The sequence below is a fragment of the Synechococcus sp. MIT S9508 genome, from assembly GCF_047303045.1.
Lineage (GTDB): Bacteria > Cyanobacteriota > Cyanobacteriia > PCC-6307 > Cyanobiaceae > Synechococcus_C.
Window position 1 is genome coordinate 1,261,021 of record NZ_CP138941.1, and the last position, 16,315, is coordinate 1,277,335.

At 58.7% G+C, this 16,315-nt stretch carries 21 protein-coding genes and 2 tRNA genes; 9 read left to right on the forward strand and 14 right to left on the reverse strand.

Annotation, left to right across the window (positions count from 1 at the left end; genetic code table 11):
• Positions 1–2 precede the first annotated feature (2 nt).
• Both petA and petC read right to left on the reverse strand, forming a co-directional pair.
• Entirely contained in the window at positions 3–935 is a 933-nt protein-coding gene (gene petA, locus SIB42_RS06555) for a cytochrome f (RefSeq protein WP_067093123.1), read from the reverse strand.
• Between the two features lie 44 nt (positions 936–979).
• Complete coding sequence (petC, locus tag SIB42_RS06560; protein WP_067092811.1) at positions 980–1,516, reverse strand: cytochrome b6-f complex iron-sulfur subunit; 537 nt, start codon at positions 1,514–1,516, stop codon at positions 980–982.
• A gap of 104 nt (positions 1,517–1,620) precedes the next feature.
• On the opposite strand from petC, the gene SIB42_RS06565 reads away from it, so the two are divergent.
• Positions 1,621–1,968 (forward strand): DUF3067 family protein, encoded by a 348-nt coding sequence (locus tag SIB42_RS06565; protein WP_067092813.1) that lies wholly within the window; start codon positions 1,621–1,623, stop codon positions 1,966–1,968.
• On the opposite strand, the gene tatC is transcribed toward SIB42_RS06565, so the two are convergent.
• Both tatC and SIB42_RS06575 read right to left on the reverse strand, forming a co-directional pair.
• Complete coding sequence (gene tatC / locus SIB42_RS06570) at positions 1,919–2,653, reverse strand: twin-arginine translocase subunit TatC (protein ID WP_067092815.1); 735 nt, start codon at positions 2,651–2,653, stop codon at positions 1,919–1,921. The two genes, SIB42_RS06565 and tatC, sit on opposite strands and share 50 nt — an antisense overlap.
• Before the next feature lie 117 nt (positions 2,654–2,770).
• Positions 2,771–4,489 (reverse strand): NFACT family protein, encoded by a 1,719-nt coding sequence (locus SIB42_RS06575; protein WP_067092818.1) that lies wholly within the window; start codon positions 4,487–4,489, stop codon positions 2,771–2,773.
• A 63-nt stretch (positions 4,490–4,552) separates the two neighbouring features.
• On the opposite strand from SIB42_RS06575, the gene gmk reads away from it, so the two are divergent.
• On the forward strand, positions 4,553–5,125 hold the full coding sequence (gene gmk / locus SIB42_RS06580; protein ID WP_067093125.1) for a guanylate kinase: 573 nt from the start codon (positions 4,553–4,555) through the stop codon (positions 5,123–5,125).
• Positions 5,126–5,129: 4 nt separating this feature from the next.
• Here the strand turns inward: gmk and psaJ are convergent, their stop codons facing one another.
• Entirely contained in the window at positions 5,130–5,246 is a 117-nt protein-coding gene (gene psaJ / locus SIB42_RS06585) for a photosystem I reaction center subunit IX (RefSeq protein WP_066905917.1), read from the reverse strand.
• A gap of 33 nt (positions 5,247–5,279) precedes the next feature.
• The gene (locus tag SIB42_RS06590; protein ID WP_067092821.1) at positions 5,280–5,759 is read right to left on the reverse strand and encodes a Photosystem I reaction center subunit III; all 480 of its coding nucleotides are present in this window, start codon (positions 5,757–5,759) and stop codon (positions 5,280–5,282) included.
• A gap of 76 nt (positions 5,760–5,835) precedes the next feature.
• On the opposite strand from SIB42_RS06590, the gene tsaD reads away from it, so the two are divergent.
• A complete protein-coding gene (gene tsaD, locus SIB42_RS06595; RefSeq protein ID WP_067092824.1) occupies positions 5,836–6,906 on the forward strand; it encodes a tRNA (adenosine(37)-N6)-threonylcarbamoyltransferase complex transferase subunit TsaD in 1,071 nt (356 codons plus the stop codon).
• A gap of 38 nt (positions 6,907–6,944) precedes the next feature.
• Positions 6,945–7,139, forward strand: coding sequence for a high light inducible protein (locus tag SIB42_RS06600; protein ID WP_067092826.1), 195 nt, complete (start codon positions 6,945–6,947; stop codon positions 7,137–7,139).
• Between the two features lie 16 nt (positions 7,140–7,155).
• On the opposite strand, the gene SIB42_RS06605 is transcribed toward SIB42_RS06600, so the two are convergent.
• Positions 7,156–8,316, reverse strand: a complete 1,161-nt coding sequence (locus tag SIB42_RS06605; RefSeq protein ID WP_067092828.1) for a type IV pilus twitching motility protein PilT — start codon at positions 8,314–8,316, stop codon at positions 7,156–7,158.
• Positions 8,317–8,428: 112 nt separating this feature from the next.
• Here SIB42_RS06605 and wecB point away from each other — a divergent pair, with 112 nt between their 5' ends.
• The 4 genes from wecB to SIB42_RS06625 are packed head-to-tail and all read left to right on the forward strand — an operon-like array spanning position 8,429 to position 11,561.
• Positions 8,429–9,541, forward strand: a complete 1,113-nt coding sequence (gene wecB / locus SIB42_RS06610; protein WP_067092831.1) for a non-hydrolyzing UDP-N-acetylglucosamine 2-epimerase — start codon at positions 8,429–8,431, stop codon at positions 9,539–9,541.
• On the forward strand, positions 9,522–10,067 hold the full coding sequence (locus SIB42_RS06615) for a DUF1643 domain-containing protein (protein WP_413327670.1): 546 nt from the start codon (positions 9,522–9,524) through the stop codon (positions 10,065–10,067). The genes wecB and SIB42_RS06615 overlap by 20 nt, the downstream gene beginning before the upstream one ends.
• Positions 10,067–10,312, forward strand: coding sequence for a hypothetical protein (locus tag SIB42_RS06620; protein WP_067092835.1), 246 nt, complete (start codon positions 10,067–10,069; stop codon positions 10,310–10,312). The genes SIB42_RS06615 and SIB42_RS06620 overlap by 1 nt, the downstream gene beginning before the upstream one ends.
• On the forward strand, positions 10,302–11,561 hold the full coding sequence (locus SIB42_RS06625) for a cation:proton antiporter (RefSeq protein ID WP_067092838.1): 1,260 nt from the start codon (positions 10,302–10,304) through the stop codon (positions 11,559–11,561). The genes SIB42_RS06620 and SIB42_RS06625 overlap by 11 nt, the downstream gene beginning before the upstream one ends.
• On the opposite strand, the gene gltX is transcribed toward SIB42_RS06625, so the two are convergent.
• The 6 genes from gltX to SIB42_RS06655 all read right to left on the reverse strand — a co-directional run bounded on the left by gltX (position 11,505) and on the right by SIB42_RS06655 (position 14,644).
• Positions 11,505–12,938: a glutamate--tRNA ligase gene (gene gltX, locus SIB42_RS06630; RefSeq protein ID WP_067092840.1), complete on the reverse strand. Its 1,434-nt coding sequence runs from the start codon at positions 12,936–12,938 to the stop codon at positions 11,505–11,507. The genes SIB42_RS06625 and gltX overlap by 57 nt on opposite strands.
• Before the next feature lie 21 nt (positions 12,939–12,959).
• Positions 12,960–13,033: transfer RNA gene (locus SIB42_RS06635), tRNA-Asp, on the reverse strand.
• Between the two features lie 429 nt (positions 13,034–13,462).
• A complete protein-coding gene (locus SIB42_RS06640) occupies positions 13,463–13,651 on the reverse strand; it encodes a hyperconserved protein Hcp (protein WP_006043540.1) in 189 nt (62 codons plus the stop codon).
• 36 nt (positions 13,652–13,687) lie between these two features.
• A tRNA-Trp gene (locus SIB42_RS06645) sits at positions 13,688–13,760 on the reverse strand.
• A 62-nt stretch (positions 13,761–13,822) separates the two neighbouring features.
• Positions 13,823–14,287, reverse strand: coding sequence for a 50S ribosomal protein L19 (gene rplS / locus SIB42_RS06650; RefSeq protein ID WP_067092844.1), 465 nt, complete (start codon positions 14,285–14,287; stop codon positions 13,823–13,825).
• A 33-nt stretch (positions 14,288–14,320) separates the two neighbouring features.
• A complete protein-coding gene (locus SIB42_RS06655; protein ID WP_082824963.1) occupies positions 14,321–14,644 on the reverse strand; it encodes a peptidase in 324 nt (107 codons plus the stop codon).
• A gap of 60 nt (positions 14,645–14,704) precedes the next feature.
• Here SIB42_RS06655 and map point away from each other — a divergent pair, with 60 nt between their 5' ends.
• Positions 14,705–15,544, forward strand: a complete 840-nt coding sequence (gene map, locus SIB42_RS06660; protein WP_067092847.1) for a type I methionyl aminopeptidase — start codon at positions 14,705–14,707, stop codon at positions 15,542–15,544.
• Here map and SIB42_RS06665 read toward each other — a convergent pair.
• Complete coding sequence (locus SIB42_RS06665) at positions 15,525–16,313, reverse strand: SDR family oxidoreductase (protein ID WP_082824964.1); 789 nt, start codon at positions 16,311–16,313, stop codon at positions 15,525–15,527. The genes map and SIB42_RS06665 overlap by 20 nt on opposite strands.
• Positions 16,314–16,315: the final 2 nt, after the last annotated feature.

Below are 16,315 nucleotides of genomic sequence, written 5' to 3' on the forward strand. Positions count from 1 at the left end.
GCTCAGACACCCTCAGCGGCTTGCACCTTCTCAATCTGCTTCTTCTTCAGAACCAACATGATCTGGGCCAGCGAAACAGCTGCGAAGAACGCCAACAGACCATAAATCCGAACGGGGTTCTGAAGCACAACTTCAGCATCAACCTGTCCGAAACCACCCACATTTGGATCGTCGGTCAGGGGAGTACCCGCTTCAATGGCGTCTCCGACTCCGACAACCAGAGCAGGACCCACGGGAATGGTTTCAGTGGCGGTCTCGCCGTCGGCGCTAGCGATGCTGATGATCTTGGCCCCATTGTCGCCGTCTTCAATTGATGAGACGGTTCCAGTAGCGGGAGAGGTGTAAACGGTGTTGTTGCTCTTTTCTCCGGTCGGATAGACCTGGCCACGGCCTCGGTTACCTCCAACGAAGATCTGATATTTGCCGAAGTGGATGTTGCTGTCGGTGGCTGGATCCGGAGAAAGGACAGGGAAGACGATTTCCTGGTGCTGATCACCTGGAATCGGACCTACGAGAAGAATGTTGGGTTGATCGTCGCTGTACTGCGTGAAATAAACACCTTCGGTTTCCTCCTTGATCTCATCGGTCCAGCGGTCCTGTGGGGCCAGGGTGAAGCCATCAGGAAGCTGGATGACAGCTCCGACCTGTAAGCCAACATCGCTGCCGTCGGCTCCGATTTCCTGGAGCCCTTGCTCATAAGGAATTTTCACTGCCGCCTTAAAGACCGTGTCAGGAAGAACGGATTGAGGAACCTCTGCCTGGGTGATTTTCTTGGCGAGGTGGCAGTTAGCACACACGATCTTGCCAGTGGCTTCTCTTGGCGAGGCGTAGTTCTGCTGAGCCCAGAAGGGGTAGGCCCAGCTGCTTGATGGAGCCGTGAACACGGCAAGGCCCAGGATCAGGGCTGCGAAAAGTGAGGGGAGAATGCGGCGCATCGGAGGCGTGTTTCGGGAGAGAGCGGTGGGCAAAAGGTTCTTGATCAGCCCCACCAAGGCTTCTCACCTGTTCGGAAGTCGGTTTCGGTCCATTGGCTGACAAAAACGTTGTCGTCCTCAACGCTCACATTGGCCAGGGCCAGCGAGAGTGGCGCCGGACCTCTCACAACTTTGCCGGTGGCGTCGTACTGGCTGCCATGACAAGGGCACATGAACTTGTTGGCGCCACTGTTCCAGGGCACAACACAGCCCAGGTGGGTGCAGATGGCATTGATGCCATAACTGCCGATGGCGTCTTCCCCTTCAACGATCAAATACGTGGGATCACCCTTCAGACCCTGAACAAGGCTGCGGTCACCTGTGGGGTGGTTGCTGAGCCAGCCGCTGAGTGTTACGGCGTTACCGAGCTCATCCTTGGCACTGGTGCCGCCGCCGCTTCCTGCAGCCCGTGGAGGAATGAAGTAATTCACCACCGGATAGAGCGCTCCGAGGGCGACGCCGGTCACAGTCCCAAAGGTCAGCAGATTCATGAACTGCCTGCGGCCCATTCCGGGCACATCAGCGGCTGGCATCTGAGTCATATCTGACGTTCGTTGGGCACTGGATGGGGCCCATTATGGGCTCTATTAGGTCATGTCACACTTTGCGGAGACTGGATTTTCATTGATGTTCAAGGTCTTGTTCAGTGCGCACTGATCACTCCTCCCCGCTGGAGTCGCTCCCTCTGAGCGTCGATGAAGTCATCGACCTTTTGCGCTCTCGCTGGCAAGCCAGCTACGACCTGCAGCTGGTTACCAGGCGCCGACGGATGTACTTCCAGGTGATGTGGGCCTATCTCGAGCAACAGTCCTTCCCATTGGATGAGCCTGACTACCGGGCTCATCTCGCGGAAGTCTTGGAAATTGTGAATCGACTGGGGGAAGCGGAGACTGTCCGGGACTGGTTGCTCACGACGCGGGACAAGCCGCGACTTGGAAAGGCGCTCAGTCTGCAGCTGCAGGGGGAGGGGACTCTGGAGGAGTTTCTGCTCTGAACCGTTGAACCGCTGCGACAAGAAGCACTCCGATCAGGTATAGACCGGTGATCGCCCCAGCCAGCAGCAACATGGTGACCGGGTCTGTCGACGGCGTCAGGACAGCGCCGGCAAGGGCTGAGATCAGCACGACCCAGCGCCATGCTGAAAGCATGCGTTGCCAGTTGACCAGGCCGAAGACTCCCAAAAGAAGCTGCAGAACAGGCAGCTGAAAGGCCAGTCCCGTCGACAGCATCAGCAAGAGCACGAAGTCCAGATAGCGCTCAATCGACCAGATGGGCTCCACAACATCGGCGCCGTAGCTGACGAGAAAATTCAGCGCAGCAGGCACTAGAGCCCACCAGGCAAAGGCAAGGCCGGCCAGAAATAGAACGGCTGATCCAGCCACCGACGGCGCAATCAACCGGCGCTCTCCTTGGGTCAGGCCTGGCAGAACAAAGGCCAGCCCCTGATACAGCACATAGGGCAGTGCCAGCGTGAGACCTGCATAGCCGGCAACTTTGAAAGACACGAACAAAAATTCGCCAGGAGCCAGTTGCAGGAAGCGGATCGAACCAGCAGGCTCTTCCAGAATTCTGACCAGAGGACGCACCGCCACAAGGCAGGCCAAGGCACAGACAACCACTGCGGCAAGACTGCGCAGCACCCTCTGACGCAGCTCCTCCAGGTGGTCGACCAGAGGCATTTCCACGTCGTTGGGGGGACCGGCCTGAACTCCGATCCGAATCGGCGGCGGCGGTGACAGCTTCGGGGACTCTTCAGGCGTGATCGGCGTCAGAGGTGAGCGAGCAGTTGGCTGGAGTCAGGCTAGGGGTTCCCAAGCTTCAAGGGCTTTCTGTGCACGGTCCGGTTCCGCCCAGACCAACTCGGCTTGACGATGTCTCACGGTTCCTGGAGCAGTGCCCGGGATTCTCTGCAAATGTTCCACGCCAGTCATAACCACCGGCACACGTCTATTGCCCTTGGCCCGACTGAACCAGGCGGCAAGGTCTGCCGCAAGCTGCAGGTCTGGTTCGCCAGCGGCCGCTTCTGAGGCCTTCAGCACCACGTGGCTGCCTGGACACTCCTGCGCGTGAAACCAGAGGTCCCCTGCACGAGCTTGACGCAGGCTGATCCATTCGTTCTGGCGATGGTTACGCCCCACCTGAATCACCAGTCCATGCTGAGAGCGGATCTCCAGTGGCTGAGGTTGCCCCGGTGGCGGACCGCTACGGCGACGGCGACGGCGAGGGGTGAGCAGTTCCTCCAGTTCAGCCTTCAGCTCAAGCAATTGTTGGTTGCGGTCGCCTGCCTCGTCCCAGTCCGCCTGCATCAGGTCTGCCAGAAAGCCTGCGCTGCCGTCAATCAGCGCGAGGCGTTGATCGTGGTGGACCAGTCGCTCTTCGATTAAGGGAATGGACCTGCGCAGTCGCTTCGCCCGTTGGTAAAGCTTCTGGGCCTGCTCAATGCTTCCCCTGTCGGGAGCGGCCTGACACAGAATGGAATCCGCCTGACGTTGCAGATCATCGGCGCCGCCAGTGGCCTTCAGCCGCTCGACCTGCTCGAGGCGCTGAGCCTGTTCTCGTTGTCGGCTCTGTTCCAGAAGCTGTTGAAGGTCCTGGCTTTCTTTCAGCAGTTGTCGCTGGTTAAGTTGCTTCCGGTAATAGAGCCCTAGACGCAGGCTGAGTGATTCGCTGTTGCTCGATGAGTCGGCCGGGTCGTTCCAGACGCGATAGCCGCCGGCCTCATCCAGCTGAAGGATGAAGTCGTCACAACTGAGTTGGTTCAGCCATCGCCTCCAGCGCGTATGAAGCAATCGCCATTGCTTGTCGCTGATCTCTTCGACAGGAGTGCTGGCTGAGAGCGGTATCGGTGCCTGATCCTTCGAGGAGAAGTTGATGAGTTGCTTCGTTAGCGCGGGGCTGATGCCTTGATAGGTGTCGCGCAGCGCTTTGCCGAGATCGACCGGCACCAAGGTCAGTCTGCGCCGCCATTGTTCGAACGGTTCCTCGCAGCTTGGCGGCAGGCTCTGCAGTGCCGGTGGTGGGATATAGGGGTCCCCAGTGCTGAGCGGACGGACCCGTGACTGGTGCTGTCTGACCTGCCTGGCAATGGCGGTGATCCGTTTCTGGTCATCGAGCAGCAGCACATTGCTGTGACGTCCCATCAGCTCCAGGACCAAAGTGCGCACGCTCACCTCGCCAGGGCGTGGAGCGAAATGAAACAGCACAACCCGCTCAAAGTTTCGCTGCTCCAGTTCCACCAGGGCCAGCTGCCTGAGGCCGTGTTGAACCTGTTGAGCCAGAGTGCTGCCACTGCCAATCCGGCTAGGTGATGGAATCTGAACCAATCTGGCGGCGTCTGCCTGCCAGCTGAGTTCCAGCCACACCATTCCTTTGAGGTTTCTGAAGCCCAGATGCAGGCTCTGCTGATTGGGTTGTTGTGCTTTTTCAAAGCGACTTGGAATGATCTGTGCTCGCAGATCTGCCAGCACCGCCCGAAGGCTGGTGAGGTCCATCACCTGAAGCGTGCTCTTCGCCATCGCTAGCGGGTGGCCTTTCGACTGGGGTGCCTTCCTACCCTGCTGCCTGACCGCACACAAGCCATGGCAACGACCGACCGCCGCGCCAGGCTCGCTTTGCTGACAGGCCCCAGCGGCGTTGGCAAAGGGACTCTGGTGGCACGCCTACTCGAGCGTCATCCCCAGCTCTGGCTTTCTGTTTCCGCCACCACCCGTGCTCCAAGAGAGGGTGAACAGGACGGTGTTCATTACTTCTTTCACTCGCGCGAATCGTTTGAGCAACTGGTCAGCGAGGGAGGGTTGCTGGAGTGGGCTGAATTCGCCGGCAACTGCTACGGAACTCCGAAGCAACCCGTGATGGAGAGACTTGAGCTAGGAACTCCTGTCTTGCTGGAAATTGAACTCGAAGGTGCTCGTCAGGTGCGTCGCAGCTTCCCTGAAGCTCTGCAGATCTTTCTTGCACCCCCAAGTTTTGAACAACTCGAGCAACGAATCCGGGGCCGCGGCACCGAAATGGAAACCGCGATTGCGAAGCGTCTAGATCGCGCCAAAACTGAACTCCAAGCTCAGCAGGAGTTCGATGCTGTTGTCATCAACGATGACCTGGAAACCGCTCTAATTGATCTAGAGCGGTTGATGGAGCTTGCCGAGGCCTGAGCGATTAGAGCGGGTGGAACAGCAGGTCTGGGAAGAATCTGTTCCACTCGATCAGGATGCCCGCAGTCAATGTGAACCAGATGGCGGCAACCACAGGTGCAGTGGAGAGAAATTTTTTCATCGTTGAACAGTTCAGAGAGATGAGATCTTGTAATCAGCGGGGTGAAACTGTGATTTTCGAATCACTCTCAGTCAGCTTGCCACTGTTGAACTCTGCAATAGCAGCAACAGGCCATGTTGCAGCTTTGACAACAGAGTTCAAGGCCAATTTCATGTCCAGCTGAATCTCGAGCATGTTCTGGTCCTTGCGACCACGAATGGCTTTGAGATAGTCACGACCAGCCCAGCCAATGGTTCCTGTGATGTATAGGAACATCAGTCCGGGAAGCACGAAATCACCAGCATGGTTCCAGCGACCGTCAACGATCAGATGAGGAAGACCATCTTCACCACAGGAGGCCTTGCTGTACATCTTGAAGCGAGCGACAGCCTGTGGCGTTGAGGCTGCACTGGCACGTTGCTGGAATCGTGCACTTTCAGAACAGGGAGTCAGTCCTGCAACATCAGCTCTGGCGACCGGTGCGAAGCCGAATACCAGCAGGGCCGACAGCGCGAGGGCGAAGAAACGACGCATCGGAACGGTTCCTGTTGAACCTGCCCTGGGGAGGCAGGATGTATCAAATTAACAGTAGTGGAGGCTGTTGACCTGCATGGCCAAGGTCCTAGCCCTCGAAACAAGTTGTGACGAGTCTGCCGCGGCTGTTGTGGAGCACAGCGTCGGTCGCCTGAGGGTTCTGTCGCATCGGATTGCGTCTCAGATCGAGGAGCACGCCCAATGGGGCGGCGTGGTGCCGGAGATCGCCTCACGCCGGCATGTGGAAGCCCTCCCCCACTTGATCGAGAAAGCGCTCAATGACGCGGGACTGTCGATCAGCGATCTGGATGCGGTGGCAGCCACTGTCACCCCAGGTCTGGTCGGGGCCCTGATGGTGGGTTCGGTGACGGGCCGCACCCTGGCAGCGCTTCATCGCCGACCCTTCATCGCCATCCACCATCTCGAAGCCCATCTGGCCTCGGTTCGGTTGGCATTATCCCCGCCAGCGCCGCCCTATCTCGTTTTACTGGTGAGCGGAGGACATACGGAATTGATTCGCGTCGATGCGACGGGAGTGCTGGAGCGCCTCGGGCGCAGTCATGACGATGCCGCTGGAGAAGCTTTCGACAAGGTCGCACGTCTGCTGGGACTTGAGTACCCAGGAGGACCTGCGATCCAGGCCGCTGCCGTTCAGGGGGATGTCAGCCGTTTCAGCTTGCCGAAAGGCCGTGTTTCAAAACCCGGAGGGGGGTTTTACCCCTACGACTTCTCATTCAGCGGCCTGAAAACGGCGATGCTTCGTCAGGTGGAGGCTTGTCGGACTTGGGACGAACCCTTTCCCCTGGCGGATCTGGCCGCCAGCTTCCAACAAGTCGTTGTGGATGTGTTGGTCGATCGCAGCCTCCGCTGCTGTTCCGAGCTCGGCCTGTCCACACTGGTGATGGTGGGTGGAGTTGCGGCCAATCAACGGTTGCGTCAATGCATGCATGCAAGAGGTGCTGAGCAGGGGGTTGATGTACACCTGGCGCCGCTTAGCTACTGCACTGATAACGCCGCGATGGTGGGAGCTGCTGCCCTTGGACGTCTGAACTCCGAAGCCATTTCCAGTTCTTTGGCTCTGGGCGTTTCAGCACGCTGGGCTCTCGAAAACTGCGCTCCTCTGTATCAATCGAATCCGCCTTTCTGAATTTCAGTGCATAGGGTGTCGCGACTTGCACTCCGGTGATGTCTATCAAGGCCGAGACGCGCCAGCAGAACAACGTCGAGGAGGTTGATTCCGGTGAATTGAATGCCTGGCGTAGAGGTTTCACCCCTCAGGCCGAAATCTGGAATGGCCGACTTGCCATGCTCGGTTTGTCGATTGCACTCGGAACTCTGTTTGTGATCAGGGCCTCAACCACTGTCATGCCTGCCTCCTGACAATAGGATGTGATTGTCATCCCCGTCCCCTCAGGGCCTGAGCCAGTTCATTCGGTTTCAAGCTCTGAGCGACAGCATGGTCAGGTTCGACTCTCTGTTGCTCCACAAGATCCTGGAGGCATTGATTGGCGGTGATCATGCCGTCGAAACCACTGCGTTTCATTATTTCCTCCACTTCATCCAAGGCTCCCCGCTGGATGTAGTCCTTGCAGGCCTCAGTGTTGATCAGGATGTCGTGGAAGGCCGCCCGCTTGCCGTCTGTGGTACGAATCAGACCCTGTGAGATCACGCCGAGCAAAGACTCCGACAGAGAACGCCGCACGTTCTCCTGGTCCTCAGGCGGGAACATGCCGAGCACCCTCTCCACGGTTTTGACTGCTGAGTTGGTGTGCAGTGTTCCAAACACCAGATGCCCGGTCTGAGAGGCCTCCAGCGCTGTACTCAGTGTTTCCTGGTCGCGGATCTCACCGACGAGGATGACGTCGGGATCTTCACGCAGTGCCGCTTTCAGAGCGTTGTGAAATTTCAGGGTGTGCAGTCCGACCTCCCGATGTCGGATCAGTGACCGCTGGCTTGTGTGCACGAACTCAACCGGGTCCTCAATGGTGAGAATGTGTCGATTCTGGTTTCGATTGATCCAATCGATCATCGCCGCAAGCGTTGTGCTTTTCCCGGATCCGGTCGGGCCGGTGATCAGGACGAGACCCTTGGGGCGTGAGGACAGCTCACGCAGAACATCGGGCAGTTTGAGTTGCTCAAGGGTCAGGATCGTCTGGGGAATGAGCCGTAGAACCATCGCTGGCCCACGCAAAGAGTCCAGAAGGTTGATGCGCACGCGCACGAAAGGAAACGCATGGGCCCCATCGAATTCCTTGATCTGATGGAAATCATCGATCTGCTGCGGGGTCAGGATTTCCTTCAGCCAGCGTTGGAAGGTTTGCTGAGTTGAGCAGGGCCACTCAGTCGTCAGCATCTCACCCCGGGCCCGGTATCGAGGACGTTCACCGACGCCAAGATGAACGTCTGAATGTCCTTTGTTATGGGCGATGCGCACAATTTGCTCCAGGCTGGGTGTCTCATCCTTCCCGTCGCTGATCGCTGCGGCTGCAGGTGATGGATGCCCTGGTGTGGAGACGGCACCAGCGGGAAAGCCCGGTGGAAAGATCGGCTTGCTCACACAAGTTTTGGACGTCTTCGCTCAGCTTCGCCAAAGCTGGGCCATTGGCAAGTGAAGGCTTGCTGGGAGGTGGGTGAAACCCGCTTAGGATTTCGCCATTAACACACGGTTTATGGCTGCCAGGCCCCGCGTCACCATCGTCCTTGGCACCCGCCCGGAAGCCATCAAGCTTGCCCCAGTCATAAATGAATTCCGAGGCTGTTCAGCTCTCGAAACACGGGTGGTTCTGACTGGACAGCATCGTGAGATGGTCATGCAGGTGATGGATCTCTTTCAGTTGAAGGCCGATCAGGACCTTGATCTGATGGCGCCGCGCCAGACCCTCACGCATGTGACCTGCGCGGCTCTTCAGGGCCTCCGCGATGACTTCCAGGCGTTCCCCCCGGGGTTGGTTCTGGTCCAGGGAGACACCACCACGGCCTTCGCAGCAGCCCTAGCTGCCTTTTATGAGCAGATTCCGGTTGGCCATGTGGAGGCCGGTCTGCGAACAGACAATCTTTTGGACCCCTTCCCAGAAGAGGCCAATCGCCGTCTGATCTCCCAAGTTGCCCAGTTGCATTTCGCTCCCACGGAGCGCTCGGAAGCCAACTTGAACGCCTCCGGTGTGGTTGGTCGTGTGATGGTCACTGGCAACACGGTGATCGATGCGCTGCTGCGCATGGCTGAGCAGGCACCGGCACTCTCTGATCTGCCCATCGACTGGGCCAATCAGCGCGTGATTCTGGCCACGGTCCATCGCCGCGAGAACTGGGGTGAGCGCCTGAACAGCATCGCCGCGGGCATGCTTCAGGTGCTTGACAGTCATCCGGACACCATTCTGTTGTTGCCCCTGCATCGCAATCCCACGGTTCGCGAGCCTCTGCGTGCCTTGCTCGGCGACCATCCCAGGGTGGTCCTGAGCGAGCCCCTGGACTATGACCGGCTGGTCGCTGCGATGAAAGGGTGCACACTGTTGCTCACCGATTCCGGTGGCCTCCAGGAGGAAGCTCCTGCGTTGGGGAAGCCAGTGCTGGTGCTGCGTCGCACGACTGAACGACCCGAGGCTGTTGATGCCGGCACCGCTCGATTGATCGGGACCGACAGTGACTCGATCGCCCGTGAGGCTTCATGCCTCCTCGATGATCCGAAGGCCTATGAACAGATGGCCAGGGCCGTGAACCCCTTCGGAGATGGTCGAGCCAGCGGCAGGATTCTTGAAGCTGCACTTGCCTTGCTCAACGGCTGATGCCGCCTTCAGTCCCTGCGGCCATTACCGCTGGGTCCTGCGTCGTTCAATCCGCAGGCCGTCGCAGACTGACCCTTTCAGGGAGCTCCTGTTTGTTGGTCTCAATCCTTCTTTGGCCGATGCTGGTCGTGATGACCCCACACTGAGGCGACTCCAGGGTTTCGCTCGAAACTGGGGCTATCACCAGCTGGTGGTCCTCAATCTGTTCGGGAGGATCTCACCAGCCCCAACAGCTTTGCGTCGTTGCAGTGATCCCGTCGGCCAGCATTCCGACCGCGTGCTGATGCGCTGGTTTGAGAGATGGTCCCGCGCACCCACCTGCGACCTCTGGTTGGGTTGGGGTGCGTCGGGCTCCCTGTATTGCCGTGACCAGCAGGTGCAGATGATGCTCGCCAAGGCTCTGGCTGTGCGCCTGCAGGGGGCTTCTCCACTCGTGATCGGAACCACCCGCAGCGGGCAACCTCGACACCCGCTCTATATGGCTGCGGGGAGCCAGCTTTTCCCCTGGGCCTGTACGGTTCGCTGATGACACGCACCCCTCGCCGCTACAAGATTTCGCTTCATCTCTCGGGAGGTCAAACAGAGGTGGTGCATTTCCCGACTCTCGAAACATTCCAAGAGTGGTATCAGGGTCTGGTCAATGGCGGGAGTGGTCAGGCTTTCGTCAACATCCCACTCGGCGATCTCGAAGGGGAATATCTGGTGATCCGTCCCGAAGCGATCATCGGCGTGCGTGTGGAACCGCAATTCGCATCCATCGATGACGCCTGAGAGGCTCGGACTGCTCTGGGGCATCACGGTGTTTGCCGGGGCCGGTGCGCGATTGCTCGCCGCCCTGTCAGGCTTACCAGGGGTGGTGCTGTTGCTGTTGTCAGGACTGCTGATCGGACGTTCTGGCCTCGGCCTTGTGGAGCCTCTGGACCTGGGAGAGGGGCTCGAGACAACCGTTGGCCTGCTTGTCAGTCTCGTTCTGTTTGATGGAGGGCTGAATCTGCGCTTGCCCGGCGACACCATCAAGGCGACCGTGCTGCGGATTTCCGTGCTGCGTTTGTTGCTGTCGCTGGGTGCGGGAATCCTGGCAGCGCATTGGCTGGCTGGACTGGGATGGTCAGTAGCTGCCGTCTACAGCGCCATCGTGTTGGGAACGGGGCCCACGGTGGTCACGCCAATCGTGCAACAGATTCGCCTGGCTCCTCCCCTTGGGGATGTTCTGGAGGCGGAGGGACTGGTGCTCGAGCCTGTGGGAGCCGTTCTGGCGCTGCTGCTGCTTGAGCTGTTGCTTGGCGATCTCTACGGCTGGAGAGGTCTTGCGATTGGTCTGCTGTCGCGCCTCGGTGGTGGGGTACTGATTGGAGTTGCGGTTGGATGGCTGCTGGCGGAGCTGTTGAGACGTTTGCCTTCAGAGCATGCCGTGGGCTTACGGCTGCAGTTGACCCTTGGCGTTCTGTTTCTGATGTTTGCCATTTGCGAATGGCTGTTACCCGAGTCCGGTTTGCCGGCATCAGTCGCTGCAGGCGTTGTGGTGGGCCGTCGTCCCTCAACACAGGCTGCACAGCTCGACGAGCTGATCCGCGAATTGGCCAGATTGGCAATCACGATGCTGTTCCCGCTGCTGGCGGCTGATGTGTCGTGGGCTGAACTCAGTCCGCTGGGTTGGGGTGGTATCAGTTGTGTTCTGGTGCTGATGCTGCTTGTGCGTCCGGCGGCAGTGGGCGTGGCCACGATTGGATTGCCACTGGACTGGCGCCAACGCCTGTTCATGGGATGGCTGGCGCCGCGAGGAATTGTCACGGCCGCCGTGGCATCCCTGTTTTCGATTCGTCTTGAGCAGGCAGGGATTCTCGGCGCAGGAAGACTTCAGGGTCTGGTGTTCCTCACGATCCTGATGACTGTGGGATTCCAGGGTCTGACAGCCCAACCCCTGGCACGCGTTTTGGGTTTGATTCAATCCGAGCCTGAGGTGTCAGGTGAGGCAGCGCTTGAGCCGGGGCAGGTCTTGCCCGATCCTGGCCAGCAATGACCAGGTCGTGATCAGATCCGGCCCCTGGAGACGGCCAAGTAGAGCAGCACGCAACGATTTCATCAAAACGCCCTTTTTTACGCCGGCTTTGTTTGCGGCATCTGCAAGCAGTGACTGAGCCTTTGCGGTGTCACTGCCGTCCCATGGATCACTCTCAAGTGATTCCAAAAGCTGACCGATCGCGACCTTGGCTCCATCGGCTTCCAGTTGCTTGAGGCCATCGTCCTCAAGCTCAGGGCAAGCAAAAAAGGGTTGTGCCTGGTCAATGCCGTCTTTCAGCAGGGTGAGAGAAGGGCCGACCAGTTCGCATAAAGCCAGGCTCCAGCTCACGTCCTCAGGCAGGTTCCATCCCTCCTCTCTCCAGAGCGGCGAGATGTCATCAAGCAGTTGCTGCGGTGTGAGGCCATGCAGAACCTGTGCATTGAGCCAGTTGAGCTTGTCCCAGTCGAAACGCGCACCTGCTTTGTTCACTCGATCGAAGCTGAACACCTCGGCTGCCTGCGGGAGGGTGAAGCGTTCCTCCATGCCTTCGGGAACGGACCAGCCCAGCAGGGTCATGTAGTTGGCGATCGCTTCCGCCGTATAACCCATGGACCGGAAATCATTGATCGATGTGACGCCGTCACGCTTGGAGAGTTTGCGTCCCTCGGCATTGAGGATCAGCGGGGTGTGGGCAAAGACCGGCGCGGCTAGCTCGAGAGCCTGGTAGAGCAGAAGTTGCTTGGCGGTGTTGGCAATATGGTCCTCGCCTCGGATCACATGCGTGATCGCCATGGACGCGTCATCGACCACCACCACAAGGTTGTAGAGAGGGTCTCCGATCTGATCGGCTGGAGCACGACGGGCAATGACCATGTCACCGCCGAGATCAGCTCCGCGCCAATGCATTGGCCCTCGGACAAGGTCACGCCACTGGATCTCTTCACTGTCGTCGATCCGGAAGCGGATCACCGCTTCACGGCCCTCGGCTTGGAACGACGCCTCCTGCTCGGCCGTGAGCTGTCGATGTCGATTGTCATAGCGAGGTGCTTTGTTCTCAGCTTTCTGGGCCTCTCGCATGCTTGCGAGCTCCTCTTCGCTGGCGTAACAGCGATAGGCGAGGCCGCGGTCGAGCAACAGCTGGATGGCAGCCCGATGCTCGTGGACCCGCTCGCTCTGAATCGTGGGATCTTCATCCCAGTCGATGCCTAGCCATGCCAGTCCATCGAGGATGTTCGCGGTGAATTCCGGCTTGGAGCGCTCCTTGTCAGTGTCCTCAATTCTCAGCAGGAACTGGCCCTTCTGGTGTCGCGCGAACAACCAGTTGAAGACCGCTGTTCTCGCCGTTCCAATGTGGAGAGTGCCCGTTGGACTTGGGGCCAGACGAACACGCACCATTGCGGGGCTCGGGATGAAGAACGGGACCGACGGGATTCGAACCCGCAACTTCCGCCGTGACAGGGCGGTGCTCTAACCGGTTGAACTACGGTCCCAGATCTGATTCAGATCGACGGTGCTCGTCCGTTGGAATCTGATCTGTGTCGCTCGCGCGACATCGAAAGTATCGACTGTTGCCCTGCCCTCCGTCAATAAGCGCGTTGGTCGGGTTCTGAACAACTGGCTTCAGAACCCATCACGCCTGGATTGCCACCAACCTTTGCGATGCGTTCGTGTTTCAGATTCCGTTCAATTGATCCTTGGAAGCCTTGGTCAAGCGGGGATCAACAGATTGAACCAACGTGTGGATGTCATGCAGAGCATGGGTTCTTCTTCAAGCTCTGGCAGCGTTCTCAATCGGACTTGAATCTTTGCTCAACCACCAGTAACGATTCGTACCGACAGCACACCCGCGGACGCCATAAAAAACCGGTGGCAGCTGCCACCGGCCTCAGTGATCCCATGAAGGGACGAATTCAGCTTGGTCAGGGACGGAAACCTGCAGGTTCGATTAAGCGAACTTGATTGCCACGGGCAGTGAACTCACGGCCCTGGTCGCTTTGCACGACCACACGTCCTCCGGATTTGACGCGAATGACACGGGCACGAACCCAGCCGAGTGCGGCTGATTCGAGGACCTTGACCACATCACCAGGTTGAAGATCCAACTCCATGCTCGAAACTAGGAAACTGCAGAAGGGGCCATCGGACGCGCCGTGGAGGACTTGAACCCCCGACATCAGGTTTTGGAGACCTGCGTTCTACCAACTGAACTAACGGCGCAAGGCGATTGGCCCCTCGACCATCACAAAAGTGATGGCATTGGATTGAACGAGGCCTAAGCCTCAGCGATCGAAGCGCTGCTTCACGCGGGTGGCCTTGCCCACCCGTTCCCGCAGATAGAAAAGCTTCGCCCTACGTACCTTACCTCGGCGCTCCACCTTGATGGAGGCAACTTGAGGACTATGCAGCATAAAGACTCTTTCAACGCCGATGCCCTGAAAGATCCGACGGACCGTAATGGTCTGGTTGACCCCGCCGTGACGCTTGGCGATCACTACTCCTTCGTAGGGCTGGACGCGTTCCTTGTTGCCCTCGCTGATGCGAACGCCGACACGAACAGTGTCCCCGACATAGATGTCGGGAAGGTCGGTTTTCTGCTGCGCTTGCTCAAACTCTCTGATCAGCTCAGAAGGTTTGAGGCGTGCAGCCTTCGTTGCGGCTGGAGCAGCAGTCTTCTGGGACTCGTTCTCAGTGCTTGTGACGTCTGCGCTGTCTTGTGCAGATGTGTCTTTCTGGTCCGCTGCCATCCCAGCTCCGAGTAATCACGCCAAACAACCAGCTTACCCTGCCGGCCCACCGTCCACTGAGCGTTTCTTCCAAGCGTTTCTCCAAGACTGCAGCATCATTCCTCCGCCGGTGATCAACATCCAGAGCACTCCCAGTGCATTGAGAACAACCACGACGGGTTCAAGCTGCGGTCCCAGCCATTCCCCTTCATGCAGGCTCATCAGCCAGTGGGCGCTGTCTCGACTCACCCCGAACCAATCGCGCGCGACCCGGTAGCTCAGACCTGTGATGACTGTGGTCATCAACGGCAGAAGAACCAAGGGCGCCACCCTGCTGTGCCAGCGCCGCAGTCGTGCCATCCAGAGAGCCACCGGCATTAGCTCGTCACCATTGATAGCGTGACAGCAGGACGTCGGGACTGCCCGAAGGAATCACCGATGAACTTGTTCGCTGATCTGCTTGCTTCGACCAAAACCGGCAGCGTGACTGCCACAGGCCCGCGCATCCAGCAGCGTCGGGGAGTGGAGATCAAGTCGGCGAGAGAGCTGAAAATCATGGCCAAGGCCAGTCGCATCGTGGCGACTGTGCTCCGCGAAATCATGGAGATGGTCGAGCCCGGCCAGACCACCGCCGATCTGGATGCCCATGCCGAGCGGCGCATCAGGGAAATGGGAGCAACCCCAAGTTTCAAGGGATACCACGGGTTCCCCGCCAGCATCTGTTCCAGCATCAACGATGAGGTGGTGCACGGCATTCCCAACAACAGAAAGGTGATTCATGCCGGCGATTTGCTCAAAGTGGATACGGGAGCCTTTTACGAGGGCTATCACGGCGACAGCTGCGTCACCATCTGTGTCGGAGAGGTCAGTGATCCGGCGGCAGCCCTCAGCAAGGTGGCTCAGGAATCACTGATGGCCGGATTGGCTCAGATCCGCTCGGGGAACACCCTGCTCGATATCGCTGGAGCCGTTGAGGATCGTGTCCATGAAGCTGGTTTCAGTGTGGTGGAGGACTACACGGGTCATGGTGTTGGCCGCAATCTCCACGAAGAACCTTCCGTGTTCAACTTCCGAACGGACGTTCTGCCGAACGTGAAGTTGCGACCTGGCATGACATTGGCTGTGGAACCGATCCTGAACGCCGGCAGCAAAGCCTGTCGCACGCTCAAGGACCGCTGGACTGTGGTCACTCGCGATGGCAGCCTGTCTGCGCAGTGGGAACACACGATTGTCGTGACATCCGACGGATGCGAGATCCTCACGGATCGTGGCGATTAGCCCACAACAGTCGGTTGTAGGTCAAACGCCCCAGTTCAACCAAAGGCATCGCCAGCAAAGTGAGTGGATTGGGGGTCACGATGATCAGTGGCAGTCCCAAGTCGGCTTGCCAAAGAATCTGACCTGCCACGAAATCAGCTGACATCACACCGATCGGATTGAGGTCAGAACGGAACGGACCGAGCACCAGCTTGCGAAGGGTCGGCAGCCTGGACCGTTGCTGACGCGGTGCACTCCAGCGCAGGCTGACGAGTTGGCCGATCAAGCGCTTGCTCAGCTCATAAGCAGGGCTCAGGGCCGGTTGGATCTCGGCTTCCGATGTGTTCACCCACAGTTCCGGTGGATATGTGTCTTGCTGGAGGTTCCTCTCCAGCTGCTCAAAGCGCTGCAGAAGCCTCCATTGGCTGAGCGCATTGATCTCAAGTGCATTGTTCAGGCTCTCGGGGCTTTGGTCGCCTCCGGGGTTGATGCCGTGGTTGAGCACAAGCAGATCGAGACCCCTCAGGGTGGGATCGAGTTCCTCTTCCTTTCCGCAGCTCCAGCAAACCCACTCCTGTGGTCCGGTCAGACTGTTCATCTCCGTTGGCTTCGGGCGATGACTCAGAGCAACGACCCAGGCGCCCTTTTGTCTGAGTCGGCGCGTGAGTGCACGACCCAGTTCACCTCCTGCTCCAGTGATTCCCACCCTGCGACCTGACCAGGTCTCTGCCATGGAGCTTGAGTCGGAGGTCCTTCGCAAAGGCTGGGCCATGGCGGTGAACTGGTGCATGC

Coding starts and splice junctions, on each gene's coding strand:
- petA (WP_067093123.1), bottom strand. CDS start 935: ATGCGCCGCATTCTCCCCTCACTTTTCGCAGCCCTGATCCTGGGCCTT.
- petC (WP_067092811.1), bottom strand. CDS start 1,516: ATGACTCAGATGCCAGCCGCTGATGTGCCCGGAATGGGCCGCAGGCAG.
- tatC (WP_067092815.1), bottom strand. CDS start 2,653: ATGCCTCTGGTCGACCACCTGGAGGAGCTGCGTCAGAGGGTGCTGCGC.
- SIB42_RS06575 (WP_067092818.1), bottom strand. CDS start 4,489: ATGGCGAAGAGCACGCTTCAGGTGATGGACCTCACCAGCCTTCGGGCG.
- gmk (WP_067093125.1), top strand. CDS start 4,553: ATGGCAACGACCGACCGCCGCGCCAGGCTCGCTTTGCTGACAGGCCCC.
- psaJ (WP_066905917.1), bottom strand. CDS start 5,246: ATGAAAAAATTTCTCTCCACTGCACCTGTGGTTGCCGCCATCTGGTTC.
- SIB42_RS06590 (WP_067092821.1), bottom strand. CDS start 5,759: ATGCGTCGTTTCTTCGCCCTCGCGCTGTCGGCCCTGCTGGTATTCGGC.
- tsaD (WP_067092824.1), top strand. CDS start 5,836: ATGGCCAAGGTCCTAGCCCTCGAAACAAGTTGTGACGAGTCTGCCGCG.
- SIB42_RS06600 (WP_067092826.1), top strand. CDS start 6,945: ATGTCTATCAAGGCCGAGACGCGCCAGCAGAACAACGTCGAGGAGGTT.
- wecB (WP_067092831.1), top strand. CDS start 8,429: ATGGCTGCCAGGCCCCGCGTCACCATCGTCCTTGGCACCCGCCCGGAA.
- SIB42_RS06620 (WP_067092835.1), top strand. CDS start 10,067: ATGACACGCACCCCTCGCCGCTACAAGATTTCGCTTCATCTCTCGGGA.
- SIB42_RS06625 (WP_067092838.1), top strand. CDS start 10,302: ATGACGCCTGAGAGGCTCGGACTGCTCTGGGGCATCACGGTGTTTGCC.
- gltX (WP_067092840.1), bottom strand. CDS start 12,938: ATGGTGCGTGTTCGTCTGGCCCCAAGTCCAACGGGCACTCTCCACATT.
- SIB42_RS06640 (WP_006043540.1), bottom strand. CDS start 13,651: ATGGAGTTGGATCTTCAACCTGGTGATGTGGTCAAGGTCCTCGAATCA.
- rplS (WP_067092844.1), bottom strand. CDS start 14,287: ATGGCAGCGGACCAGAAAGACACATCTGCACAAGACAGCGCAGACGTC.
- SIB42_RS06655 (WP_082824963.1), bottom strand. CDS start 14,644: ATGCCGGTGGCTCTCTGGATGGCACGACTGCGGCGCTGGCACAGCAGG.
- map (WP_067092847.1), top strand. CDS start 14,705: ATGAACTTGTTCGCTGATCTGCTTGCTTCGACCAAAACCGGCAGCGTG.
- SIB42_RS06665 (WP_082824964.1), bottom strand. CDS start 16,313: ATGCACCAGTTCACCGCCATGGCCCAGCCTTTGCGAAGGACCTCCGAC.